The 25,210-nt window shown below is 70.9% G+C and carries 20 protein-coding genes and 1 pseudogene; 11 read left to right on the top strand and 10 right to left on the bottom strand.

Annotated features, from left to right (window positions below; genetic code table 11):
* Nucleotides 1–6: 6 nt before the first annotated feature.
* The 3 genes from ACWD6R_RS05715 to ACWD6R_RS05705 form a co-directional block, all read right to left on the bottom strand.
* Nucleotides 7–2,514 carry a protein kinase domain-containing protein gene (locus tag ACWD6R_RS05715; RefSeq protein ID WP_451817556.1) on the bottom strand — a complete coding sequence of 836 codons (2,508 nt, stop codon included), beginning with the start codon at nt 2,512–2,514 and terminating at the stop codon, nt 7–9.
* A 143-nt stretch (nt 2,515–2,657) separates the two neighbouring features.
* Nucleotides 2,658–3,617, bottom strand: a complete 960-nt coding sequence (gene meaB / locus ACWD6R_RS05710; RefSeq protein WP_451817555.1) for a methylmalonyl Co-A mutase-associated GTPase MeaB — start codon at nt 3,615–3,617, stop codon at nt 2,658–2,660.
* 42 nt (nt 3,618–3,659) lie between these two features.
* Nucleotides 3,660–4,862 carry an acetyl-CoA C-acetyltransferase gene (locus ACWD6R_RS05705; RefSeq protein ID WP_451817554.1) on the bottom strand — a complete coding sequence of 401 codons (1,203 nt, stop codon included), beginning with the start codon at nt 4,860–4,862 and terminating at the stop codon, nt 3,660–3,662.
* 136 nt (nt 4,863–4,998) lie between these two features.
* Here ACWD6R_RS05705 and mce point away from each other — a divergent pair, with 136 nt between their 5' ends.
* From mce to ACWD6R_RS05665, 8 genes are all read left to right on the top strand, one after another.
* Complete coding sequence (gene mce, locus ACWD6R_RS05700) at nt 4,999–5,427, top strand: methylmalonyl-CoA epimerase (protein WP_266981402.1); 429 nt, start codon at nt 4,999–5,001, stop codon at nt 5,425–5,427.
* A 165-nt stretch (nt 5,428–5,592) separates the two neighbouring features.
* On the top strand, nt 5,593–9,420 hold the full coding sequence (scy, locus tag ACWD6R_RS05695) for a polarized growth protein Scy (RefSeq protein WP_451817553.1): 3,828 nt from the start codon (nt 5,593–5,595) through the stop codon (nt 9,418–9,420).
* A gap of 185 nt (nt 9,421–9,605) precedes the next feature.
* Nucleotides 9,606–10,544 carry a cellulose-binding protein gene (locus ACWD6R_RS05690; protein ID WP_451817552.1) on the top strand — a complete coding sequence of 313 codons (939 nt, stop codon included), beginning with the start codon at nt 9,606–9,608 and terminating at the stop codon, nt 10,542–10,544.
* A gap of 86 nt (nt 10,545–10,630) precedes the next feature.
* Complete coding sequence (locus tag ACWD6R_RS05685) at nt 10,631–11,644, top strand: ABC transporter ATP-binding protein (protein WP_451817551.1); 1,014 nt, start codon at nt 10,631–10,633, stop codon at nt 11,642–11,644.
* A 5-nt stretch (nt 11,645–11,649) separates the two neighbouring features.
* Nucleotides 11,650–12,429 carry an ABC transporter permease subunit gene (locus tag ACWD6R_RS05680; protein WP_451817550.1) on the top strand — a complete coding sequence of 260 codons (780 nt, stop codon included), beginning with the start codon at nt 11,650–11,652 and terminating at the stop codon, nt 12,427–12,429.
* A 216-nt stretch (nt 12,430–12,645) separates the two neighbouring features.
* Complete coding sequence (locus tag ACWD6R_RS05675) at nt 12,646–13,509, top strand: hypothetical protein (RefSeq protein ID WP_451817549.1); 864 nt, start codon at nt 12,646–12,648, stop codon at nt 13,507–13,509.
* A gap of 108 nt (nt 13,510–13,617) precedes the next feature.
* Nucleotides 13,618–14,754: an ABC transporter ATP-binding protein gene (locus ACWD6R_RS05670; protein WP_451817548.1), complete on the top strand. Its 1,137-nt coding sequence runs from the start codon at nt 13,618–13,620 to the stop codon at nt 14,752–14,754.
* A complete protein-coding gene (locus tag ACWD6R_RS05665; protein ID WP_451817547.1) occupies nt 14,751–15,626 on the top strand; it encodes an ABC transporter permease subunit in 876 nt (291 codons plus the stop codon). Before ACWD6R_RS05670 ends, ACWD6R_RS05665 begins: the two co-directional genes overlap by 4 nt.
* 21 nt (nt 15,627–15,647) lie before the next feature.
* Here the strand turns inward: ACWD6R_RS05665 and ACWD6R_RS05660 are convergent, their stop codons facing one another.
* Nucleotides 15,648–15,977 (bottom strand): ATP/GTP-binding protein, encoded by a 330-nt coding sequence (locus ACWD6R_RS05660; RefSeq protein ID WP_451817546.1) that lies wholly within the window; start codon nt 15,975–15,977, stop codon nt 15,648–15,650.
* A 198-nt stretch (nt 15,978–16,175) separates the two neighbouring features.
* Here ACWD6R_RS05660 and ACWD6R_RS05655 point away from each other — a divergent pair, with 198 nt between their 5' ends.
* The gene (locus ACWD6R_RS05655) at nt 16,176–17,228 is read left to right on the top strand and encodes an LLM class flavin-dependent oxidoreductase (protein WP_451817545.1); all 1,053 of its coding nucleotides are present in this window, start codon (nt 16,176–16,178) and stop codon (nt 17,226–17,228) included.
* A gap of 77 nt (nt 17,229–17,305) precedes the next feature.
* Here ACWD6R_RS05655 and ACWD6R_RS05650 read toward each other — a convergent pair whose 3' ends face one another.
* Complete coding sequence (locus ACWD6R_RS05650) at nt 17,306–17,698, bottom strand: SCO5389 family protein (RefSeq protein WP_358857428.1); 393 nt, start codon at nt 17,696–17,698, stop codon at nt 17,306–17,308.
* A gap of 271 nt (nt 17,699–17,969) precedes the next feature.
* Between ACWD6R_RS05650 and nucS the strand changes: the two genes are divergently transcribed.
* Nucleotides 17,970–18,641 (top strand): endonuclease NucS, encoded by a 672-nt coding sequence (nucS, locus tag ACWD6R_RS05645; protein WP_451817544.1) that lies wholly within the window; start codon nt 17,970–17,972, stop codon nt 18,639–18,641.
* A 78-nt stretch (nt 18,642–18,719) separates the two neighbouring features.
* Here nucS and ACWD6R_RS05640 read toward each other — a convergent pair whose 3' ends face one another.
* The 4 genes and pseudogenes from ACWD6R_RS05640 to ACWD6R_RS05625 form a co-directional block, all read right to left on the bottom strand.
* Complete coding sequence (locus ACWD6R_RS05640) at nt 18,720–21,197, bottom strand: ATP-binding protein (RefSeq protein ID WP_451817543.1); 2,478 nt, start codon at nt 21,195–21,197, stop codon at nt 18,720–18,722.
* Nucleotides 21,198–21,570: 373 nt separating this feature from the next.
* Nucleotides 21,571–21,894, bottom strand: coding sequence for an STAS domain-containing protein (locus ACWD6R_RS05635; protein ID WP_266981423.1), 324 nt, complete (start codon nt 21,892–21,894; stop codon nt 21,571–21,573).
* Between the two features lie 237 nt (nt 21,895–22,131).
* Nucleotides 22,132–22,980 (bottom strand): 3-hydroxyacyl-CoA dehydrogenase family protein, encoded by an 849-nt coding sequence (locus tag ACWD6R_RS05630; protein WP_451817542.1) that lies wholly within the window; start codon nt 22,978–22,980, stop codon nt 22,132–22,134.
* Between the two features lie 173 nt (nt 22,981–23,153).
* Nucleotides 23,154–23,468, bottom strand: a pseudogene (locus ACWD6R_RS05625) (TetR/AcrR family transcriptional regulator); the annotation flags it as partial.
* Between the two features lie 421 nt (nt 23,469–23,889).
* Here ACWD6R_RS05625 and ACWD6R_RS05620 point away from each other — a divergent pair.
* Nucleotides 23,890–24,462, top strand: coding sequence for a cob(I)yrinic acid a,c-diamide adenosyltransferase (locus ACWD6R_RS05620; protein ID WP_266981430.1), 573 nt, complete (start codon nt 23,890–23,892; stop codon nt 24,460–24,462).
* 75 nt (nt 24,463–24,537) lie between these two features.
* Here the strand turns inward: ACWD6R_RS05620 and ACWD6R_RS05615 are convergent, their stop codons facing one another.
* The gene (locus tag ACWD6R_RS05615) at nt 24,538–25,080 is read right to left on the bottom strand and encodes a hypothetical protein (protein WP_451817541.1); all 543 of its coding nucleotides are present in this window, start codon (nt 25,078–25,080) and stop codon (nt 24,538–24,540) included.
* Nucleotides 25,081–25,210 lie beyond the last annotated feature (130 nt).

Here is a 25,210-nt window from a genome sequence, read left to right as displayed (position 1 = left end):
GCATCCTCATTCCGGCAGCGGCACGGAAAGTGCCGTGCCGTCGTCGAAGAACACGTGCACGACCCCACCGGCCGGCACCACATACGGGGGAAGGAGGTCGAGATCGTACGAGTAGCCGTTCGGCGCCAGGTCGTAGGACGGTGGGACGGACGGGCCGGGAGCCCCCTTGAGCGCGGTACGGCGCAGCTTCCCGGGTGTTCCGTCCTTGCCCAGCTTCACCGAGTAGAGCGTGGACGTGTCCGCCCACACCACCGTGCCCGCATCGATCAGCGGGCTGGAGACCGGGTTGCGGCGCCCGCCGGAGAACGTCTCGGTGACCGGATACCGGCCCAGGATCCGGCCGCTGTCCAGACTCACCAGCACGATCTCCGGCCGGACGCCCGCCGGGTCCGGCAGGCCCATGTTCGTGCCACCACGACGGAAGGCGATCACCCGTCCGTCGATCGCACCTGCCTTCAGGGACATGACCACCTTCGGGTCCACCGCCTGTCGGCCGGCGTCGGCGAGCGACGGAGTCCTGAGGCGGTGGACGACGAGGCCGTAGGCGTAGCCGTTCCCGCTCTGTTCGGCGGTGAAGGAGGAGCAGAAGAGGAACGAGCCCTGCACGCGGGCGTCCTGGCATTCCCCCATCCCTGTCCTGCCGACATCCGCCTGACCGAGCACCTTGCCGTCCTTGGCCCGGAACGCCTTGATGCCGTCGTGGCCCAGCGCGTAGAGCACGCCCTTCGCCGTGGCGAGCGGCCAGAAATTACGGGCTTCGGCCTTCGGGATGTCCTTCTCGGCGAGGGGCGCGGTCCACTTGCGGTCGCCGGTCTTCATGTCGAAAGCGGCCAGTTGGGACCCGTACGCAGTGATGGCCGTGGAGGCGAAGACGAGTCCGTCGGAGACAACCGGCCTGCTCTCGATGGTGTGTGCTCCGCCCGCGCGCTGCTGCCAGCGGGTTTCGCCGGTGGCCGCGTCCACCGCGAGAAGCCGGTCACCGCTCGCCATGAACACCGTGTTCCCGTATGCGGTCGGACGGCTGGAGTCGGACGGCATGAAGAACTGTCCGGTGGGACTCACTCCGGCCCCGACCGCCTCCTCCTGGGTGTCGAAGCTCCACAGTTTCCGGCCGTCCACCGCGGACAGGGCCTGATAGGCACCGGCGGTGTCGCGGCAGACCACGACCGTGCTGTTGGCCGTGCAACCGAAGGGGTTCCTGCCGGTCGAGGACTTCCAGGGCTTCCAGCCCTTCGGGCGGACCTCCCGACCGTACGGAACAGTTCCGGAACCGTCCGGGCCGCCCTGGTCGTCCACCCCGGCGACTATCACTGTGTTCCGCGCCGGACTGCCGCCCGGGGATGCGGTGTTGTTGTCGCCGTTGCGGTCCCGGAGCGCCAGGAGTCCGCCGGTCGCCGCGCCCCCGATGACGAGCAGGGCCAGGGCCGCCATCAGGGCGCGGCGGCTGCGTCGGGGCGGTTCCGGCCGGGCAAGGCCGGGGCCCTGGGTCTCCACCATGTGCAGACCCGGTGCGAAGTCGGTTCCCTGCGTGGGCAGTTGAGCAACGGGGGTGCGGCTGCCGGTGGCCGCCTCGGTCGGCGTGTAGCCGGGCAGCAGCGGTCCGTCGAGGGCTCGGACCCGGGCCAGTTCCCTGCCGTACTCGGCGATGTGCTGCCGCACCGGCTCGGGCCACTGCTGCGCTGCGCCCGGGGCGAGCCGCTCGGCGAGTCCGGCGGCGGTGGGGCGGTCGGCGGGGTCGGCGGCCAGGCAGTCGGCGAGTACGGCGCGCAGCGCGTCCGGTACGCCTTCGAGGTCGGCCTCGACGTACTTGACCCGGTAGAGCACGGTGGCGACCGGCCCGTCACCGAAGGGATCGCGGCCGGTGGCGGCGAAGCAGAGCACGGAAGCGAGACAGAAGACGTCGGAGGCGAAGGTGACGCGCCCGCTGCCCGCCACGTGTTCCGGGGACATGAAGGAGGGGCTGCCGACCATCCGGCCGGTGGTGGTCAGCGGGGTGGCGCTGCTGTCCCGCGCGATGCCGAAGTCGATGACCCGCGGGCCGTCCTCGGCGAGCATCACATTGCTGGGCTTCACATCCCGGTGCACGACCCCGGCCGCATGGACGGCCGCGAGCGCGCGGGCGAGCCCGGCGCCGAGCATCCGCACCTCGTCCTCGTCCATCGCACCGGCCCGGCGGACCGCGGCGGACAGGGTCGGCCCGGCCACGTATCCGGTGGCCAGCCAGGGCACTTCGGAGTCTGCGTCCCCGTCGAGCAGCGGGGCGAGGAAGGGGCTGGTGACGGAGCGGGCGACCGCGATCTCGCGGCGGAAACGGTGACGGAAGCCGGGGTCCTGCGCCACATCGCGGCGCACCGTCTTGAGGGCGACGGGATCCCCGCCGTCGCCCGGGTCTCCGAGGAAGACCTCCCCCATGCCGCCCGCGCCGAGCCGGGCCCGTATCTCGTACGGTCCGATCCGTCCGGGCGAGTCCTCACGCAGCGGCCCCAGCATGTGTCGCTTCCCCCCGGTGTGCATGACACGTGTGGTACGTCATCCTGCCATGTGCCGGTCACGGCCCGCGCAGGGCAGCAGTGCGGACGACTCACCCGAACGGCTGACGAGGGCGAGCGGGCGAGGGGCGGCCCGCACGCCGCCCCTCGCCCCCCGGTACCCGCCTGTCAGGACTCGCCCGTGATCCCCGCCACCAGTTCGTCCGCCGCCGCGTACGGGTCCAGGCGGCCCGCCACGATGCGTTCGGCCAGGGCGCCGAGGCGGCGGTCGCCGTGCAGGTCGCCGATGCGTTCGCGGAGTCTGGTGACCGCGATCGTCTCGACCTCGCCGGCTGCGCGCGCCGTGCGGCGCTCGGTCAGGACGCCGTGCTCCTCCATCCACGCCCGGTGCTTCTCCAGGGCCTCGACGACCTCGTCGATGCCCTCGCCCCGGGCGGCGACCGTCTTCACGATCGGCGGCCGCCAGTCGCCGGGGCCGCGGGACTCCCCGAGACCCAGCATGTGGTTGAGCTCGCGGGCGGTGGCGTCCGCGCCGTCCCGGTCGGCCTTGTTGACGACGTACACGTCGCCGATCTCCAGGATTCCGGCCTTCGCCGCCTGGATGCCGTCGCCCATGCCGGGCGCGAGGAGCACCACCGAGGTGTCGGCCTGGGAGGCGATCTCCACCTCCGACTGGCCGACGCCGACCGTCTCCACCAGGATCACGTCGCATCCCGCCGCGTCCAGCACCCGGATCGCCTGCGGCGCCGACCAGGCGAGGCCGCCCAGGTGGCCGCGGGTGGCCATGGAGCGGATGTAGACGCCGGGGTCGGAGGCGTGCTCCGACATCCGGACCCGGTCGCCGAGGAGCGCGCCGCCGGAGAACGGCGACGACGGGTCGACGGCGAGGACGCCGACCCGCTTGCCGGCCCGCCGGTACGCCGCGACGAGCGCCGAGGTCGAGGTCGACTTGCCGACACCCGGTGAACCGGTGAGCCCGACGACGTACGCGTTCCCGGCCAGCGGCGCGAGGGCCGCCATCACCTCGCGCAGCTGCGGCGACGCTCCCTCCACCAGGGAGATGAGCCGGGCCACGGCCCGCGGCCGGCCTTCACGGGCCTGCTCGACCAGGGTGGGGACGTCCACCATCACCGCTCCGTTCGGTTCGCTCTGTGCGTACGTGTACGAGGACTACTTGCCCGGGACGCGGATGATCAGCGCGTCGCCCTGACCGCCGCCACCGCACAGCGCCGCCGCACCCGTGCCGCCGCCGCGCCGCTTCAGCTCCAGCGCCAGGTGCAGCACCACGCGGGCGCCGGACATCCCGATCGGGTGGCCGAGCGCGATGGCGCCGCCGTTGACGTTCACCTTTTCCGGGGAGACGCCGAGGTCCTTCATCGACTGGACGGCGACGGCCGCGAACGCCTCGTTGATCTCGATGAGGTCGAGGTCCTCGACGCTCAGGCCGTCCTTCTTCAGCGCGTGCTTGATCGCGTTGGACGGCTGCGACTGGAGCGAGTTGTCCGGACCCGCCACATTGCCGTGGGCGCCGATCTCGGCGATCCAGTCCAGGCCCAACTCCTCGGCCTTGGCCTTGCTCATCACGACGACCGCGGCGGCGCCGTCGGAGATCTGCGAGGAGGTGCCCGCGGTGATCGTGCCGTCCTTGGTGAAGGCCGGGCGGAGCTTGCCGAGGGACTCGACGGTCGTCTCGGCGCGGATGCCCTCGTCCTTGGAGAAGAGGATCGGGTCGCCCTTGCGCTGCGGGATCTCGACCGGGGTGATCTCGGCCTCGAAGAGACCGTTCTTCTGGGCGGCGGCGGCGCGCTGGTGGGACAGGGCGCCGATCTCGTCCTGGTCGGCGCGGCCGAGACCGAGGCGGGTGTTGTGCTTCTCGGTGGACTCGCCCATCGGGATGTTCTCGTAGGCGTCGGTCAGACCGTCGTACGCCATCGAGTCGAGCATCTCGATCGCGCCGTACTTGTAGCCCTCGCGGGACTTCGGGAGCAGGTGCGGGGCGTTGGTCATGGACTCCTGGCCGCCGGCGACGACGACGTCGAATTCACCCGCGCGGATCAGCTGGTCGGCCAGGGCGATCGCGTCGAGGCCGGAGAGGCAGACCTTGTTGACGGTGAGCGCGGGAACGTTCATCGGGATACCGGCCTTGACCGCGGCCTGGCGTGCCGGGATCTGCCCCGCCCCGGCCTGGAGCACCTGGCCCATGATCACGTAGTCGACCTGGTCGCCACCGATACCGGCCCGGTCCAGCGCGGCCTTGATGGCGAAGCCGCCGAGATCGGCTCCGGAGAATCTCTTCAGGGAGCCGAGAAGACGGCCCATGGGCGTACGGGCGCCCGCGACGATCACTGAGGTGGTACCGGTCGTTCCAGACATGAGGCACGGCCCCTTGGATTAGATGTGAACGAGGGTTTACTCGAATGTACTGACGCGGTACGCCGCTCGTCATCCAGCAACGGGTGTGATCGCGCGCACGTTGCGTAACCATCGGTGGAGCGCTCCACTGTTGTCCATGCTGACGCGAATCGACCACATCGGAATCGCCTGTTTCGACCTCGACAGAACTGTCGAGTTCTACCGCTCGACCTACGGCTTCGAAGTCTTCCACTCCGAGGTCAACGAGGAGCAGGGCGTACGCGAGGCCATGCTCAAGATCAACGAGACCTCGGACGGCGGTGCCTCGTACCTCCAGCTCCTGGAACCCACCCGCGAGGACTCGGCCGTCGGAAAATGGCTGGCCAAGAACGGCGAGGGGGTCCACCACATCGCCTTCGGCACCGCAGACGTCGACGAGGACGCCGCGGACATCCGTTCCAAGGGGGTCAGGGTGCTGTACGACGAGCCCAGGACCGGGTCGATGGGGTCGCGGATCACCTTCCTGCACCCCAAGGACTGCCACGGCGTTCTCACCGAACTGGTCACGTCCCGGGCGGAGCACTGACCTCCGGATACCCGGCCCGGTAGAGTGGGCGGTTCCGGGCCGGGGCCGGGTCGGGGCCGCGCCGCGTCCCCAGCCGTTGATCTGTCACCATTCCCCGGGGGACCGTTCGCCGGCGAGCGGTACTCGTTTGGAGAGTTGCGACCAGGGGACGGATGGGACCGCGCAGTGCGGGGCTACGAACGCCAGGAGAGCCACCGAGCTGAAGACGACCATCTCTCGCGGTTCGAAGCCAAGATGGACCGGCTGAAGACCGACCGGGAGAAGGCCGTCCAGCACGCCGAGGACCTCGGTTACCAGGTCGAGGTCTTGCGCGCCAAGCTGCACGAGGCTCGGCGCAATCTCGCGACCCGCCCCGCCTACGACAGCGCGGACATCGGTTACCAGGCCGAACAGCTGCTCCGTAATGCCCAGATCCAGGCCGAGCAGCTGCGCACCGACGCCGAGCGCGAGCTCCGTGACGCCCGGGCGCAGACACAGCGGATCCTGCAGGAGCACGCCGAGCACCAGGCACGGTTGCAGGCCGAGCTGCACAACGAGGCCGTGCAGCGACGGCAGCGCCTCGACCAGGAGCTGGCGGAGCGCCGCCAGACCGTCGAGTCGCATGTCAACGAGAACGTCGCCTGGGCCGAGCAGCTCCGGGCCAGGACCGAGTCCCAGGCCCGCCGGCTGCTCGACGAGTCCCGGGCCGAGGCCGAGCAGTCACTGACGGCCGCCCGCGCCGAGGCCGCCCGGCTCGCCGACGAGACCCGGCACCGGCTCGGCTCCGAGGCGGAGTCCGCCCGTTCCGAGGCCGAAGCGATCCTGCTGCGCGCCCGCAAGGACGCCGAGCGACTGCTGGGCGCCGCCTCCAGCCAGGCGCAGGAGGCCACCAGCCACGCCGAACAGCTGCGTACGTCGACGACCGCGGAGACCGAGCAGACCCGGCAGCAGACCGCCGAGCTGAACCGGGCCGCCGAGCAGCGCATGCAGGAGGCCGAGACGCAGCTGCGCGAGGCCCGCCTGGAGGCGGAGAAGGTCCTCGCCGAGGCGAAGGAGGCCGCGGTCAAGCGGCTGGCCGGCGCCGAGTCCCAGAACGAGCAGCGCACCCGTACGGCCAAGCAGGAGATCGCCCGGCTGGTCGGCGAGGCCACGAAGGACGCCGAGGCGCTGAAGGCGGAAGCCGAGCAGGCGCTCGCCGACGCCCGCGCCGAGACGGACCGGATCAAGTCCGAGGCGACCGAGAAGGCCCGCACGGCGGCCGTCGAGGACACCGCGGCCCAGCTCGCCAAGGCGGCCAGGACCGCCGAGGAGGTGCTGACCAAGGCGTCCGAGGACGCACGGTCGACCACGAAGGCGGCGAGCGAGGAGGCCGACCGGATCCGCCGCGAGGCGGAGGCCGAGGCGGACCGGCTGCGCGGCGAGGCCGCCGAACAGGCCGACCAGCTCAAGGGCGCGGCCAAGGACGACACCGAGGAGTACCGGGCCAGGACCGTCGAGCTGCAGGAGGAGGCCCGCAGGCTGCGCGGCGAGGCCGAGCAGCTGCGCTCCGAGGCGGTCGCCGAGGGCGAGCGGATCAGGGGCGAGGCCCGCCGCGAGGCCGTCCAGCAGATCGAGGAGGGCGCGAAGACCGCCGAAGAGCTGCTGTCCAAGGCGAAGGCGGACGCCGAGGAACTGCGGACCGCCGCGGGCACCGAGAGCGACCGGGTCCGTACCGAGGCCGTCGAGCGCGCCACGGCCCTGCGCACCCAGGCCGAGGAAGCGCTGGAGCGGGCCCGTGCCGAGGCCGACCGGCTGCATGCGGAGTCCGAGGAGCAGGCGGAGTCCACCACGGCCGCGGCCGAGCAGGCGGCGGCCGGGCTCCGGGAGGAGACCGAGCGTGCGGTCGCCGCCCGGCAGGCCGAGGCCGCCGACGAGCTGACCCGGCTGCACACCGGGGCCGAGACCCGGGTCGCCGCCGCCGAGCAGACGCTGGCGGACGCGCGCGGCGAGGCGGAGCGCATCCGCCGCGAGACGAACGAGGAGTCCGAGCGACTGCGCGCGGAGGCCGCCGAGCGGCTGCGCGCCCTGCAGACACAGGCGGAGACCGAGGCCGAGCGGCTGCGCGACGAGGCCGCGGCGGATGCGTCGCAGTCGCGTGCCGAGGGCGAGTCCGTCGCCGTACGGCTGCGCAGCGAGGCGGCCGCCGAGGCGGAGCGGCTCAAGTCCGAGGCCCAGGACAGTGCCGACCGGGTACGGGCCGAGGCCGCGGCCGCCGCCGAACGCGTGGGCACCGAGGCCGCCGAGGCGCTGGCCGCCGCGCAGGAGGAGGCGAACCGGCGCCGCCGCGAGGCGGAGGAGACCCTCGATGCGGCGCGCACCGAGGCGAACCAGGAGCGCGAGCGCGCCCGCGAGCAGAGCGAGGAGCTGCTCGCCTCCGCCCGCAAGCGGGTCGAGGAGGCGCAGGCCGAGGCGCACCGTCTGGTCGAGGAGGCGGACGCGCGGGCGACCGGGATGGTCTCCGCGGCCGAGCAGACCGCCCAGCAGGTACGGGACTCGGTCTCCGGGCTCCAGGAGCAGGCCGAGGCGGAGATCGCCGGGCTGCGTTCCACCGCCGAGCACGTGGCGGAGCGGACGAAGGCCGAGGCGCAGGAGGAGGCGGACCGGGTCCGCGCCGATGCGCACGCGGAGCGGGAGCGGGCGAGCGAGGACGCGAGCCGGATCCGCCGGGAGGCGCAGGAGGAGTCCGAGGCCGCCAAGGCGCTGGCCGAACGGACCGTCAGCGACGCGATCACCGAGTCGGAGCGGCTGCGCTCGGACACCGCGGAGTACAGCCAGCGGATGCGTACCGAGGCTTCGGACGCGCTGGCGTCGGCCGAGCAGGATGCCTCCCGCAGTCGTGCGGAGGCCCGCGAGGACGCCAACCGGATGCGTTCGGACGCCGCGGCGCAGGTCGACCGGCTCGTCGGCGAGGCGACGGGCGAGAGCGAGCGGATCCGTACCGAGGCGACAGAGCAGGCGACGACCCTCATCAGCGACGCCACGGCCCGGGCCGACCGGCTCCTCGGCGAGGCGACCGACGAGGCGGAGCGGCTGCGCGCGGAGGCAGCGGCCACTGTCGGCTCGGCGCAGGAGCACGCGGCACGCACCCGTGAGGACTCGGAGCGGGTGCGCACCGACGCGGAGGCGGCGGCCGAGCAGCTGCGCGGCGAGGCCCGCGCGGAGGCGGACCGGCTGCTCGACGAGGCGCGCGAGGCGGCGGCGAAGCGCCGTGCGCACGCCGCCGAGCAGGCCGACCAGCTCATGAACAAGGCACAGGAGGAGGCGCTGCGCGCCGCCACCGAGGCCGAGGAGCAGGCCGACACGATGGTCGGCGCGGCCCGCAAGGAGGCCGTGCGGATCACCTCCGAGGCGACCGTCGAGGGCAACACCCTGGTGGAGCGGGCGCGAGCGGACGCAGACGAGCTGTTGGTCGGTGCGCGCCGGGACGCCACGGCCATTCGGGAGCGGGCGGAGGAGCTCCGGACGCGTCTGGAGAGCGAGATCGAGCAGCTGCACGACCGGGCCCGGCGGGAGACCTCCGAGCAGATGAAGACGGCCGGCGAGCGCGTCGACAAGCTGATGAAGGCGGCGACCGAACAGCGCGAGGAGACCGCGGCGAAGGCGAAGGAGTTGCTGGCGGACGCGAATTCGGAGGCGAGCAAGGTCCGGATCGCCGCGGTGAAGCGGGCCGAGTCGCTGCTGAAGGAGGCCGAGCAGAAGAAGGCCAGCATGGTCCGCGAGGCCGAGAAACTGCGGGCCGACGCCGAGCAGGAGGCGAAGCAGACGGTCGACGAGGGGCGACGCGAGCTCGACGTCCTGGTGCGCCGGCGCAAGGACATCAACACGGAGATCTCCCGCGTCCAGGACGTACTGGAGGCATTGGAGTCCTTCGAGGCACCGACGGGCGGCGGAAAGGCTACGGGTGGCGGGTCCACCGGCGTCAAAGCCGGAGCCTCGGCAGGCACTCGATCGAGTGGCAAGTCGTCCGAGGGGTAGTCGGCCGACCGTGTCACGTGCTTCGACAAGAACGTTCAACCCTCCAAGTGGCAAGGGTTCCGGGGCTCAGCCACTCAAAAGGGGTGTCATTCTCCAGATCAAACGGGCATCCACTCGATGACACGCCGCCCGGGCCCCTAGGATTCCCCCTATCACCTCACCGGTCTTACTTCGACAGGAACCCCATGAGTGACCCTTCCTCCCCCTTCGGCTTCGAGCTCGTGCGGCGTGGTTACGACCGCGGTCAGGTGGATGACCGCATTACCAAGCTCGTCGCCGACCGTGATAGTGCTCTGACCCGCATCACGTCTCTGGAAAAGCGCATCGAGGAGCTCCACCTCGAAACGCAGAACGCCCAGGCCCAGGTGAACGACGCAGAGCCGTCGTACGCGGGTCTCGGTGCGCGTGTGGAGAAGATTCTCCGTCTCGCCGAGGAGGAGGCGAAGGACCTGCGCGAGGAGGCCCGTCGCGCCGCCGAGCAGCACCGCGAGCTCGCCGAGTCGGCCGCCCAGCAGGTGCGCAACGACGCCGAGTCGTTCGCCGCCGAGCGCAAGGCGAAGGCCGAGGACGAGGGCGTCCGCATCGTCGAGAAGTCCAAGAGCGAGGCCAACGCGCTGCGTACCGAGGCCCAGAAGGACGCGTCGCAGAAGCGCGAGGAGGCCGACGCCCTCTTCGAGGAGACCCGCGCCAAGGCCGCCCAGGCCGCCGCGGACTTCGAGACCAACCTGGCCAAGCGCCGCGACCAGTCGGAGCGCGACCTCGCGTCCCGTCAGGCCAAGGCCGAGAAGCGCCTCGCCGAGATCGAGCACCGCGCCGAGCAGCTCCGCCTGGAGGCCGAGAAGCTCCGTACGGACGCCGAGCGCCGGGCGCGTCAGACCGTGGAGACCGCGCAGCGCCAGTCCGAGGACATCGTGGCCGACGCGAACGCCAAGGCCGACCGGATCCGCAGCGAATCGGAGCGCGAGCTGGCGGCGCTCACCAACCGCCGCGACTCCATCAACGCGCAGCTGACCAACGTCCGCGAGATGCTGGCGACGCTGACCGGTGCCGCGGTGGCCGCCGCGGGTTCGCCGGTGGACGACGAGCCCGTCACCCGTGGTGTCCCGGCTCAGCAGACCCGCTGACGCCGCGGTACCTCAGCTGTACCCTTTGCGCGCCCGGTTCCGCCCCTGTGGTGGCGCCGGGCGCGTGGCCGTTTTAGCGTGAACGCATGATCGAGCTTGATGGCCTCACCAAGCGCTTCGGTAACAAGGTTGCCGTCGACCACCTTTCATGCCAGGTCAGACCTGGAATGGTGACGGGTTTTCTGGGCCCGAACGGGGCGGGCAAGTCCACCACGATGCGGATGATGCTCGATCTCGACAACCCGACCGGCGGATCGGTGCGGATCGACGGCAAGCACTACCGTGAGCTGTCGGAGCCCCTGAAGCACATCGGTGCGCTGCTCGACGCCAAGTCGATGCACGGAGGACGCAGCGCGTACAACAATCTGCTCTGTCTCGCGCAGAGCAATCGCATCCCGGAGATCCGCGTCCCGGAAGTCCTCGACACCGTCGGCCTGAGCGCGGTGGCGAAGAAGAAGTCCAGGTCGTTCTCCCTCGGAATGAGCCAGCGGCTCGGAATCGCGGCCGCGCTGCTCGGTGATCCCGAGATCCTGATGTTCGACGAACCCGTCAACGGTCTGGACCCCGAGGGAATTCACTGGATCCGCAATCTGATGAAGACGCTCGCGGCGGAAGGCCGGACGATCTTCGTCTCCTCGCATCTGATGAGCGAAATGGCACTCACCGCGGACCATTTGATCGTCATCGGCCAGGGCCGGCTGCTCGCCGACACCTCGATGGCCGATTTCATCCACCAGAACTCGCGCAGTTACGTACGGATGCGCTCCCCGCACCAGGAACGGCTGCGCGATGTGCTGCACGAGGCGGGCATCGTCGCGGTCGAATCGGGGAGCGGCGTGCTGGAGATCGACGGCGCCACCAGCGAACAGCTCGGCGAGCTGGCCGCGCAGCACCAGATCGTGCTGCATGAGCTGAGCGCCCAGCGGGCCTCGCTGGAGGAGGCGTTCATGCAGATGACGGCGGACTCCGTGGAGTACCACGCCCATGCGGACCACGCCGGGTGGCCGCCACCGCCCGCGGGCCCCCAGTGGGGCGAGCAGTGGAACCAGCAGCGCGACAGCTTCACGTCCGGCACCTCCGGCCCCGGAAAGGGGGCGTGACGACGATGGCATCGGTACCCGCGGTCCTGACCTCCGAGTGGACCAAGATCCGTACGGTCTCCTCCACCACCTGGACCCTGATCTCCGCGTTCGCCGTCACCGCGGCGATGAGCGCGGCACTCTGCGCACTGATGAACTCCCAGTTCGACGAACTCCCCGAGTTGGAGCAGGCCACCTTCGACCCGACCCTCCTCAGTTTCTCCGGGATGGTCCTCGGTCAGCTCGCGATGGTCGTCTTCGGTGTCCTGGTGGTCAGCACGGAGTACAGCTCGGGCATGATCCGTACCTCTCTGGCGGCCGTGCCGCAGCGCGGTTCGTTCCTCTTCAGCAAGATCCTGGTGGCCGGTGTGCTGTCGCTGGTGGTCGGGCTGGCCACCAGCTTCGCCACGTTCTTCCTCGGCCAGGCCCTCCTCGGCGACCATCGCACGGACATCGGTGCGGACAATGTCCTGCGTGCGGTCTTCGGCGGCGGCATCTACATGGGGCTGATCGCGATCTTCTCCATGGGTGTGGCGACGATGCTGCGCAGCTCGATGCTGTCGCTCGGCATCCTGATGCCGTTCTTCTTCCTCGTCTCGCAGATCCTGTCGGCGGTCCCGGGCACCAAGAACGTGGCCCGTTACTTCCCCGACCAGGCGGGATCCAAGATCATGCAGGTGGTTCCGGCCGCCATGAACAGCGAGCCGGCGCCGTACGGGCCGTGGGGCGGGCTCGGCATTCTGGCCGCATGGGTGGTGGCCGCGCTGATCGGCGGGTACCTCGTGCTCAAGAAGCGGGACGCGTAGCCGGCAGGTCCGACTCGGACTCGGTCAGTATCGAGTCGAAGTCCTCCCATCCCTCCCACTGCCAGACATCCCGCTCAGGGTCCGCCTTGATCAGGACGGCTGCTTGCCCGCATTCGGCTCCGGCGAATCCCGCGCGCGGGGTGCCCCCGGTGCTCGCCGCGGGTAGACCGGGTGTGGAAGGCTGCCCGTGCCCGTGCCCAATCGAAGGACGTCACCATGAAGGACCGAAGCCTCGCTGCGCTGGGCCTGGACGACGTTCCGGCGAAGGAACCGCTGACCTATCCCGGCCGCCCGACCACCGAGCCCTCGTTGCTCGACGGCGACGAACTGCTTCAGCTGGGCGTCCGCCCGATGCGGCTCGGCGACTGGTACGTCGAGGAGAAGCGGCAGCTCGACGAGGAACTGCGGCAACGCGGCCAGGTCGTGACCGGCCGTCGGCATCCGGTCATCGCGGTCGGCTCCAACGCGTCCCCCGGCCAGGTCAGCCACAAGCTCACCCGGCTCGGAATCCCCGTCACCGTGCCGATGGTGCCGGTGCGGGTGGAGGGCATCGGCGTCGGCTGCTCCGGGCACATCAGTCCGGCCGGCTATGTCGCGGGCACGCCGTACGTGGACCGGGGCGCGAGCGCGGTCCTCGTCGTCGCCTGGCTGGACGCCGAGCAGTTGGAAGCCGTCGATGCCACCGAGTTCCCCGACTACCGGCGGGCGATACTGCCCGGCGACGAATTCCCGATGACCATGCCGTCCGGGGAACGGCTCGGCGGCGCGTACATCTACTTCAGCTCGCACGGTGTACTGGCCGGCCCGGACGGCACGCCGCGTCCCGGCGGCGGCGACCAGTCCGAGCTCCTCGCCGCCCTGCTCGCCGCTTCGCCCCGTCTCGGTGAACTGCTGGGCCCCGATCCGTCGTCCTGGGTCAAGAAAGCGGGCATCGATCCCGGCCTGCGCGAGGAGGGCACCCGGACCTTCCGCGAGGAGGGATGGGTGCTCCCGCAGACCGACTTCCTGCCGTACCTCGACTCTTCCGGCGACCTGCGGCTGTACGACGACCTGCCGCCTCTCGGCGACTCGCTCCCCTGAACGGCTTGGCCGGAACCGTCAAAGCCTGGATATCCTCCTAACTCTTACGGGGGGCGTGCGGCCTGACGGCCTGGGCCCCGACGACAGATAAGTCGATGGGGCTGGAGCATGATCGAGGCAGTCGGCCTGACCAAGCGCTACGGCGCGAAGACGGCCGTGCACAACCTTTCCTTCCAGGTGCGGCCCGGCGCCGTCACCGGATTCCTCGGTCCCAACGGGTCGGGCAAGTCCACCACGATGCGCATGATGCTCGGCCTGGACCGGCCGACGTCCGGCCATGTGACGATCGGCGGGCATCCCTTCCGCAGCCTGCCGAACGCGCCGCGCCAGGTGGGTGCGCTGCTGGATGCCAAGGCGGTGCACGGAGGCCGCAGCGCCCGTAACCACCTGCTCTCGCTGGCGCAGCTCGCGGGCATCCCGGCCGCCCGGGTCGACGAGGTGCTCGGCGTCGTGGGCCTGCAGGACGTCGCCAGGAAGCGGTCCCAGGGCTTCTCCCTCGGCATGGGGCAGCGGCTCGGGATCGCGGCGGCGCTGCTGGGCGACCCGCAGGTCCTGCTCTTCGACGAGCCCGTCAACGGTCTCGACCCTGAGGGCATTCTCTGGGTCCGCAATCTGATGCGCTTGCTGGCGTCCGAGGGCCGTACGGTCTTCGTTTCCAGCCATCTGATGAGTGAGATGGCGCTCACCGCCGATCATCTGATCGTGATCGGGCGCGGGCAACTGCTCGCCGATATGAGCGTCAAGAACTTCATCTCCGCCAACTCGGCCGATTTCGCGCGGGTACGGGTCCCGGATGCGCAGCCCGAGCAGCGGGAGAAGCTGACCGCCGCGCTCACCGAGGCGGGCGGCCAGGTCATGTCGGAGCCGGGTGGGGCCCTGCGGGTCACCGGGCTGCAGTTGCCGCGGATCAGTGACCTGGCGCACGGGGCGGATGTGCGGCTGTGGGAGCTCTCACCGCACCAGGCCTCGCTGGAGGAGGCGTACATGCGGATGACGCAGGGCGCCGTGGACTACCGCTCGACGGTGGACCAGAAGGCCGGGCTGCAGCAGCCCGTGACGGGCGGCGGATACGCACCACCGCTGCCGACCGTCCCTGAGGTGCCGCAGCAGGGCTGGTACGCCCCGCCACCGCCCGGACAGAACCCGTACACGGCACCCCCCGTGGCCGCCCCGGCCGCACCCGCCGCGCCCGCAGCCGGCCCCGCAGACCTGACCAAGCGCGACACCAGCGAGGACGCCCGATGACAACGCCGCCGACTCCGCAGGCGCCGTACCAGCAGCAGGCGCAGCAGTACCCGCAGCAGAACTGGGCGCCCGCGCCCACCGATCTGTACACCTCGCCGATCCCGCAGCGCCGCGCCACCCTCTCCGACGCGCTCGCCTCCGAGTGGACCAAGATCCGCTCCGTGCGCTCCACGATGTGGACGCTCGGCATCATGATCGTGCTGCTGCTCGGCATCGGACTGCTGTCGGCCGCCGCCGCCAACATGTCCGGCTCCGAGCTCGGCTCCGCCAAGGTGCTCAGCTTCGGCTTCTTCGGGGTACTTCTCGGTTCGATCTGTGTGATCACACTCGGCGTGATGACCACCGCCACCGAGTACGGCACCGGCATGATCCGTACGACGCTGACGGCCTGCCCCAGCCGCGCCCGGGTGCTGAGCGCGAAGGCGATCGTCTTCTTCCTGCTCACCTTCACCATCACGACCGTGATGACCACGCTCGTCGCCGCGCTGCAGACGGCCATCCTGGACGGCGGTACCGCCAGCGGTGACGACTGGCTGCGCGCCACGGTCGGCGTCGGTCTCTACATCGCGACCCTGGGACTGCTGTCGCTCGCGGTCGGCGCCCTCATCCGGCACTCCGCCGGCGCGATCACGATCATGATCGCGGTGGTGCTGCTGCCGCTGGTGCTGGCCATGTTCATGTTCTCGCCGTCGCTCGCCGGCGTGCAGCAGGCCCTCTTCGAGTACTCGATCCCCAGCCAGCTCGGCGGGCTGTACGATGCCTCGGTCTCCGTGTCGGGGCCGTCCGGCTGGGAGCCGCTGTGGATCATGCTGGGCGTCACGGCCGTGGCCATGGCCGGCGCCTATGTGTCGCTGGACCGGCGCGACGTCTGACCGGTCACCGGCCGGCAGAGCTCAGTAGCGCGGCGCGTTCCTGGACCGCTGCACCCTTGTGGTGCGGCGGTCCTTCGCGTTCCAGCACGCCTTGTGCCAGTGCCTGCGGTCGTCGATCCCGCCGTACTCGGACCAGGCGACGAGGTGCGGTACGCCGGACGGGATCTCCTGGTCGCAGCCGGGGCAGCGGTACCGCTTGCCCGCCGCGCTCGCGCCGCTCACCGGGCGCACCGACCACTGCTCGCCCTGCCACTCCTCGGCGCGCCCGCCCCCGCCGTAGCGCTCCCCCGACACACTCGCACTGCCGGTGGGACTCTCGCCGCCTCGGGGACGGTTACGGCGCGGGGACACGTGACACCTCACGGGGCAGGCTGGGCAGTTCCCGTCAAGCGTAGGGCCATTCGGCCGGGGCGGGCGTCCGGTACGGCCCGGGACAGGACGGGTTACCGGAAAATCGCAACAACTTCGCCACGGACCGTGCCCTTGGCACGTGTCAGACGTTGTTGCCAGTAGGGGAGAGCCGCGTCGGCCACAAGGAGGTAATCGGCGATGCGCGTGGGAACGTTCGTACTGGCAGCCCAGTTTCCGGGGCAGGGGCCGGGGGAAGCGCTGCATCGCGCGATCCGGTCCACCGAGGTCGCGGAGGAATCCGGGCTCGATTCGGTCTGGCTGGCAGAACATCATTTCGTGCCGTACGGGGTCTGCCCGTCCGCCGTCACGCTGGCCGCGCTGCTGCTCGGCCGCACCCGCAGGATCCGGGTCGGTACGGCGGTCAGCGTGCTGCCGAACCAGCATCCGGTGGCGCTCGGTGAACAGGCCGCGCTGCTCCAACTCACCAGCGGAGGCAGGTTCTCCCTCGGCGTGGGACGGGGCGGGCCCTGGGTGGACCTGGAGGTGTTCGGAGGGGGTCTGGAGGCGTACGAGGAGGGCTTCCCGGAGTCGTTGGACCTGCTGCTCGACTGGCTGCGCAAACCACGCGTGGCGGGCAACGGGGAGCGATTCTGCTTCCGTGAGGTCGCGGTGGTCCCCCGGGCCGACGAGCTGCTCGACGAGAACGACGGGACCGGCACGCAAGGGCCGGGCGGCCCCGAGGTGATCGTCGCGTGCACGTCGCCGAAGAGCGTGAAACTCGCCGCCGAGAACGGCCTGCCGATGCTCCTCGGAATGCACTGCGGCGACGAGGAGAAGGCCGAGATGGTCGCCCTGTGGCGCTCCACCGCGCTCGCCGCGGGCCGGTCGCCCGAGAGTGTCCGGGAAGCGGGCCATGTCTCCGCAGGCGTCGCCCAGATCGCGGACCGGTCCGCGGAGGCCGTGGAGACACTCGTGAAGGCGATGCCGGGGTGGCTGCGACAGGGACTGGACGCCCATGTGACGGTCGACGGCAGGCACCGCGTGATGCGCGACCCGGTCGCCTATACGGAGTTGCTCTGCGGCCTTCATCCGGTGGGCCCGCCCCGGCTCGCCGCCGACCGGCTCGCCGCGACCGCCGAGCGGACAGGCATCACCAGGTTCGCGCTCCTGGTGGAGGGTTCGGGAGATCTGGCGGCCACGGAGGAGAACGTAGCGCGGCTGGGCACCGAGGTACTGCCACTACTGACATGAACACCCGTAGGAGTACGGGGAGCTGCCGCCCCGGAGCCAGTTGCACCTCCTGCGGCCCGGAGCGGCAGCAGAAGCGTTCAGCAGTCCCGTAGTTCGGGCGACTGGTTGAGCAACTGACCCCTCACCGAAGTGAATCGGGCCAGCCGCTCGTCGACCGAGGCGTCCAGCGGGAACACCGCGACGCGGTGGCAGTTCTGGAATGCCAGGCGCACCCCGAAGTGCCGCTGCAGCGCACCGCGTATCGCATCACTCGCGAGCGCACGCAGCAGCTGACCACGTGCCTGCTCGTCCGGCGGAGGCGTCTGGTTGTCGGCAAAATCTCCGCCGTCGACCTTCAGCTGGGCCACCAGAGAGCTGATCATCTCCCATGCGTAGGGCAGGGAGGTCCGGACGCAGTCGACGAAGTCGGCTTCGTCGACCTCGCCTCGCTCGGCCTGTTCCAACAGCGCCGGTGAGACGTCGAGCGACATGGGTTCTCCTCTCGCGACCCCGGCGGGCGGCCGGGGCCTTACGGGCAGGGAAGAAGGACGGCGACGCAGCGTACACGCGCGGCGACCTCCTGCTTCCACGGTAAGGGCGCAGTCCGGGCCGCACCAGGAGATTGGGAACACAACCGGCCAATAACGAAGGTGCGCAAAGAGGGGCAAGCCCGAGGTCCTGAAGCGCTGTGGTGGGCGGTGGCGGTGGGGCGGCGGAGGGAGAATCGCGCCGGGCACCCGTCGTCGAGTAGCGTTGCCGACCATGCGTCTCGTCATCGCCCGCTGCTCCGTGGACTACGCGGGCCGGCTCACGGCCCACCTGCCCTCCGCTCCCCGTCTCATCCTGGTGAAGGCGGATGGGAGCGTCTCCATCCATGCCGACGACAGGGCGTACAAACCCCTCAACTGGATGTCACCGCCCTGTACCCTGAAGGAGGGCGCCGACGGCACCGAAGGCGTCTGGACCGTGGTGAACAAAGCGGGCGAAAAACTGATCATCACGATGGAGGAGATCCTCCACGACTCCTCGCACGAACTGGGCGTCGATCCGGGCCTCATCAAGGACGGCGTGGAAGCGCACCTGCAGGAACTCCTCGCCGACCGGATCGAGATCCTCGGCGAGGGCTACACCCTGATCCGCCGCGAATACCCCACCGCCATCGGCCCGGTCGACATCCTGTGCCGGGACGCGGCCGGGAAGACCGTGGCCGTGGAGCTGAAGCGCCGCGGTGACATCGACGGCGTGGAGCAGCTGACCCGCTATCTGGAGCTGCTCAACCGCGATCCCCACCTCGCCCCGGTGAAGGGCATCTTTGCGGCGCAGGAAATCAAGCCGCAGGCCCGGGTGCTGGCGACGGACCGCGGAATCGGCTGCGTGGTGCTCGACTACGACGCCATGCGCGGCATCGAGGACGACAAGCTCCGCCTGTTCTGACCACGACCTCCGCACCACGGAAGGCCCCGGACCCGCGCTGTGCGGTCCGGGGCCTTCCACGTCTCCGCGGACGTGCGCTCAGGCCACGACCGGTTCCGGAGAGCTGCCGGACGCGCTCGCCGTCGTGGACGGGCCGCTCGCCGAGTCGGAGACGCCCGGGGATGTCGTGTCCGTCGGGGTCTCGGTCGGGGTGGGGGAGCCGGTCGTCTCCGTCTCCGTCGGGGTCGGAGTGGCCGTCTTGGTCGGCGTCTTCGTGGGTGTGTCGGTCGGCGACTTGGTGGGCGTGCCCGGGGAGCTGGGCCTCCCGCTCGTCGGCCGGCCCGAACTCGGGCTGTCGCTCGGCCCGCTCGACTCCGAGGACGGTGCACCGCTGCCGCTCGGGGCGACCTGGCTGCCGGACGGTCCCGGCGCCGAGGGCGAGCCGCTCGACGAGGCCCCGCCCGGTGTCGAGTCGTCCGCCGGCTCGTCGACCGGGAGCCCGTTCTCGCTGTCGTCCGCGCCCGCCGACTGCTCGGTCGAGACGCTTCCGCCGTCCTGGGCGTCGCTGCTGGGCATCATGCCGAGCGTCACCACGGTGCCGAGCACCGCGGCCAGCAGGACGCCCGCGCCCGCCGCGACCAGATTGCGCCGGGCGCCGCCCAGCACCGCCTTGCGGCTGCCGAATCCATCGGTGCCGGATGCCGGGGCGGCCCGGGGTATCAGCGCAGTGTCGTCCTCGGACATCCGCGGCAGCACCATCGGCCCGGCCGCGGGTATGCCGCCGGGCGGCGACGCCGACTCGTCGTACCGCGCGGCCGGCACCTCCTCGCCCGCCGGTGTGCGGCCGCCGGGCAACGTGCCGGAGCGGTCCGCGACCAGGGCGAGTGCCCGGCGTCCGGCCACCGCCCCGGGCTTGTCGGCGAGCGCGCCGCGCATGCTGATCGAGGTCTCCAGTTCGGCCCTGGCCCGCTCCGGATTCCCGTTGCAGAGCGCGAGGACGCCCAACTCGTGATGGAAGTAGGCCTCCTCCGCGACCTCACCGGCGATCCTGGCGGCCTCCTGGCCCAGCCGCAGGGTCTTCTCCCAGCCGCTCCAGTACAGCCCGGCCGCGAAGGCGGGGGCGGCACTGCGGGCCAGCAGCACGGCGGCGCTGGCCTGTCCGGCCCCGTCGCCGGGGACCAGCCGGGTCATGGCCGCGACGATCGCGTCGGCCTCGGCGACCGCGCGGGCGGCGGTGACCGAGGGGTGCCCGGACCACCAGGCGTAGTGCTGGGCGGCGGCGCGGGCCCGGTCGTCCGCGTCCTCGCCGTATCCGGCGGCCTCCAGCTGGGCGACGACTCCGGGGGCCAGCCGGTAGCGGGAACCAGCCGGGGAGAGCAGTCCGCAGCCGGCCAGCTCACCGAGCGCGGCATCGGCGTGGGTGTCCCCCACGAGCGCCGGCAGATGCGCCTGGTGCGGCACCTCGCCGCCGAGCGCGACCGCGAAGTGCAGGGTGTCGCGTGCCGGGCCGCTCAGCCGGGAGGCGAGCAGTGCGGCGGGTGCCGCGCCCTCGCCGAGGCTGGGCAGCGGTACGTCCTGCCCTTCGGCGTCGGCGCCCTTCGCGAAGACGTCGTCGACGGGCCAGCCCTCGACGTAGCCCTGCTCGTCGTAGGCGGTCGGGTCGGTGCGCAGCATGTCGCGCCGGCGCAGCAGGGCACCGGCCTGGACGAAGCGCAGCGGCAGCCCCTCGGACTCGAACCAGAGGTCACCCGCCCAGTTCGCCTCGTCGTCGGTGAGCGGCCGCTCGACGACCTGTTCCAGCAGCGCGACGGAGGCGCTGCGGCCCAGTCCTGCGAGGAAGACCTCTTCGAGGTGCGCGTCGGCGGTGGGCGCCGGGACGTCGGGGGTCGTGGCGAGCAGGAAGGCGCACTCGGGCGTAGCGTCGAGCAGCTCGTCCAGCGCGGCCCCGCCGAACTCCAGGTCGTCGAGGACGACGACGGCGCCGATGGACCGGAGCTTTTCGAGAAGTACGGCGCGGTCGGGGCGGAGCAGCGGTGCGTCGTAGACCGCCTCGAAGAGCCCGTACAGGAGGTCCGTGACGGTGCGCTTCAGGCCGGAGAGCCGGACGACTCCGTCCGGTGCGAGGTCCGCGCAGTCGGCGGCGACGGCGCTCAGCAGCGCCGTGCGGCCGGATCCGGCCGGCCCCGTGAGCCGTACCGAGCGGCCGCGCGCCAGCAGGCGCACCAGCCGCTCGCGCTCCTCCTTGCGCTCCAGGAGCGGCAGTTGGGGGGTGGGCGGACCCGGTGGTACGGGCGGTGCGGCGGCACGCTCGCGGTCGGTGCGCTCGGCGGCGGTGCGGCGGACCGGCACGGGGGGCTGCTCCCCCGGCGGGCAGAGCTCGACCTCGCTGCCGTCGACCGGGTTGACGGTGAGCAGGAAGTCGCCGGAGACCACCTGCACGACACGCGCCTGCTGCATCGGCTGCTGACCGAAATCGCTGGTCAGCGGCGCGCGGGGCTGCGTTCGCCGTCCGCCTTCCTCGCTGTGGCCGTCTTTGTCCTGGCCGAAATCTTCCGGCCCCCGGTGTATCGGGTCCATCGCCAAAGTCCCCCAGACGCGTCGCGCGGTTGCCCCTCCCGGCCTCGCACGCACCGCTGTCGCTTCTGGTCCGGTGTCCGCCCCATGGGTTCCGTCATTCGGGGGACGGCCGAACCCTAGACCGTCGCACAGTACCTACAAACCATCGGGGTGCCAGGCCGCCCAGGACGTCACGGTCTCGTGAGGATTGTGCGTGTTCGGATGGACGCCCTCTAGACCGACCGGCAATTGGGGGGTGGGGGAAGGAGCGGGGCTGGGGTGCGTGCATCGCAAGGCGGAGGATTGAGCCATGGCGGAGCCATGGTGATGGACGACAACGCCGCGAGGTGCGTGCCCCAGCCCCGTGACGCCGCCCCCCAATTGCCGGCCGGTCTTACACCCGTGGCAGGGAGTCTGCGGCGATTCCACCCTCGATGGCCAGAATGCGGTGCAGTCGGGTCGCCACCAGCAGGCGCTGCATCTGCGGCGGCACTCCGCGGAGCACCAGCCGCCGCCCGGCCCGCCCGGCCCTCCGGTGTGCGCCCATGATGACGCCCAGTCCGGTGGCGTCCCAGGAGTCCAGCTCGGTCAGGTCGAGCACCAGGTCGCCGACTCCGTCGTCGAGGGCGGAGTGCAGGACCGTACGGGCGTCCGCCGCGCTCCGGACGTCGAGGCGGCCCCCGACGACCAGCTCGGTGTGGTCGCCCCTGATGTGCATATGCGCTCCCCGGGAATACTCCATGGACGGTCCGTCTGTCTGTTCCTGCCCCTGCTCCGTCTCTGCCACAACAGACTGTGCCGGCCACAGGGAAGTTGCCGTCTGTAAGCGAACCGATACCGAATTCACTCCGTGGAGTGACATCGGCCCGCTGAAGGTCCACCGCAGCCGGGAGCCTCCCCCCGGCTCCCCCGGGCCTGATCGACGGCAGATCAGGCACCCGGGGGCCGAAAGCGATCAGTAGGTGTAGAAGCCCTGCCCGCTCTTGCGGCCGATGTCACCTGCATCGACCATCCGGCGCATCAGCTCCGGTGCCGCGAACTTCTCGTCCTGCGACTCTGTGTAGATGTTGGACGTGGCGTGCAGCAGGATGTCGACGCCGGTCAGGTCCGCCGTCGCGAGGGGGCCCATGGCGTGACCGAAGCCCAGCTTGCAGGCGATGTCGATGTCCTCGGCCGAGGCAACACCCGACTCGTACAGCTTGGCGGCCTCGACGACGAGCGCCGAGATCAGACGGGTGGTGACGAAGCCGGCGACGTCACGGTTGACCACGATGCAGGTCTTGCCGACGGACTCGGCGAACTCACGCGCGGTGGCGAGGGCTTCGTCGCTGGTCTTGTAGCCGCGTACGAGCTCGCAGAGCTGCATCATCGGGACCGGTGAGAAGAAGTGCACGCCGACGACGCGCTCCGGGCGCTCCGTGACAGCCGCGATCTTGGTGATCGGGATGGCGGAGGTGTTGGAGGCGAGGACGGCGTCGTCCCGCACGATCTTGTCGAGGGCCCGGAAGATCTCGTGCTTGACCTCGAGCTTCTCGAAGACGGCCTCGACGACGACGTCCGCGTCGGCGACGGCGTCGAGATCGGTGGTCATGGTGATGCGGGCCAGCGCGGCGTCGGCGTCGGCCGCCTCCAGCTTCCCCTTGGAGACGAACTTGTCGTACGAGGCCTTGATGCCGTCGCGGCCACGGGTCAGGGCCGCGTCGGTGACATCGCGCAGCACGACGTCCCAGCCCGCCTGGGCGGAGACCTGCGCGATACCGGACCCCATGAGTCCGGCCCCGATGACAGCGAGCTTCCTGGCCACGTTCGCACCCCTTTGCGTTCGGCCCCGACGGCCGTCGTCCGCGACGACGGTCCGGACGGATTCTTAACGGTTGTTCACATGCTCTCCGGCGGAGATTAGTACCCGTGAGGCGCGCTGGGGCGGCGAAGAGATGCGCGTCACGTCTCACATGACGGACATCACACCGGGACGCATCATCCGGCAGCGCGTCGCGCGTAGTTGAGCACCTTGTCCCCGAGCACGTCCTCCATCTCGTCGAGGAGGACGAGGGCTTCGCGGGACACCTCGGCGGGCTTGCGGCCGGCGACCATCTCGCGGCCGATGTGGCCGAGCAGGGTGGAGTGGACCCAGGAGAGCTGACCGGCCACCAGCAGGGGCAGCGGGTCGCCGGAACCGGCGCCTGCCTCCTCGCGCAGGGTCGTCTCCAGGTGGACGAGCGCGTCCTGCTGGATGTACCAGAGGCGGGCCTTGAGGCTGTCGGCGTCGTGGACGACCCGCATGAAGCGCTCCTACCGTTCCTTGGCAGTGAGCGGAAGTGAGTCCGCGCACTGGCGCGCCCCGAACGGTCTTGGGCGCACTGGTCGTCCGCTTTCACCTCAGGGCGGCGACACGGATCCTGTCCGTGGTCCGGTCCCGGAAGGGCGGAGTCCCTCACGACCTGGCCTGATGGGTGCGGTCAGTGGCGACGGGGAGGCCCTGAACCATCTCGCTGGTGGAGCAAGGGCCCCGCACGCCGGCACCGCACCCGGTGTCCCAGCTCGCCCAGTCAGGCTAGCGCGGTCTTCCCGGCCCACCGCAAGCCCATCAACCGACCGTCACACGATCGAGCTAAAACGACCTCGTGCATGCTCCCAGCCAAGCAGCCGTCAACCCCTCGATCCGCGGCGCGACGGGGCAGAGCTTGCCGGGAGGGGCACTAGGCTCGGCCGCATGGTCAATCTGACGCGCATCTACACCCGTACCGGCGACCAGGGCACGACCGCCCTCGGCGACATGAGCCGCACCGCCAAGACCGATCTGCGGATCTCGGCGTACGCCGACACCAATGAGGCCAATGCGGTCATCGGTACGGCGATCGCGCTCGGGCAGCTGCCGGAGGAGGTCGTGAAGGTCCTCGTCCGTGTGCAGAACGACCTGTTCGACGTGGGTGCGGATCTGTCGACGCCGGTCGTCGAGGAGCCGAAGTACCCCCCGCTGCGGGTCGAGCAGCACTACGTCGACCGGCTGGAGGCGGACTGCGACCACTTCCTGGAGCAGCTGGAGAAACTGCGGTCCTTCATCCTGCCGGGCGGTACGCCGGGGGCGGCGCTGCTGCACCAGGCGTGCACGGTGGTACGGCGGGCCGAGCGGTCCACCTGGGCGGCGCTGGAGGTACACGGCGAGGTGATGAACGCGCTGACCGCGACGTACCTCAACCGCCTCTCCGACCTCCTGTTCATCCTCGCGAGGACGGCGAACAAGGAAGTCGGCGACGTGCTGTGGGTACCGGGCGGGGAGCGGTAGGACGGGGTCCCTTCGTCCCGTCCGGTCGTCCCGTCCGGCGTTCGAGGACAACGTCGGCCGGACGGGACCGCCCCTCTACCGCTCCGCCTTCGCCCGCTTCGGGAACACCGTGTAGCTCACGGCGATGATCAGGTTGATCCCGATCACGAAGAGCATCGTCTGCTGCCAGGACCGCAGCGACCCCACGTCCCCGTCCCCGCCCACGTACCGGATCGCCCCTTCCAGCAGCGCCAGCGCGGTCACCGCCGCGAGCACCCACCGCCCCGCGACCCGCCACTCGTGGACCGCCCTCGGCATCCCGTACTTCGGCGGTTTCACCGGCGGCGGGCCGCCTGCGAACCGGTGGGCGACGCGGGCGTCGACCCACGTGATGGTCGAGTGGCCGAGTCCGACGGTGAAGCCGATGTACACCGCCGCCAGTCCGTGCTTCCAGTCCGGCTCGGCGCCGTTCTTCAGGTCGATGGCCGTCACCACCAGCAGCGCGAGCTCCAGCAGCGGCTCGCACAGCAGCAGTGCGGCCCCGAGCCTCGGCTTCTTCGCCAGGTACCGCATCGCGAGGCCCGCAGCCAGCAGCACCCAGAAAGCGATCTCGCAGAGCACGATCAGCGTGACGATCACGGCACTTCTCCTCCCGGTCCCCTCCATCCTGCTGGCTCCACCTGCGCGCTTCATCGTCGCCAGTGACGAGCCGCGACTGCATCCTTCGATGTAGTCGCGTATCGCCCCGGGTAGGGAGGCCCGCTGCGCG

The sequence above is a fragment of the Streptomyces sp. NPDC005151 genome, assembly GCF_053599875.1.
This window is presented reverse-complemented; position numbering and strand designations above follow the sequence as displayed.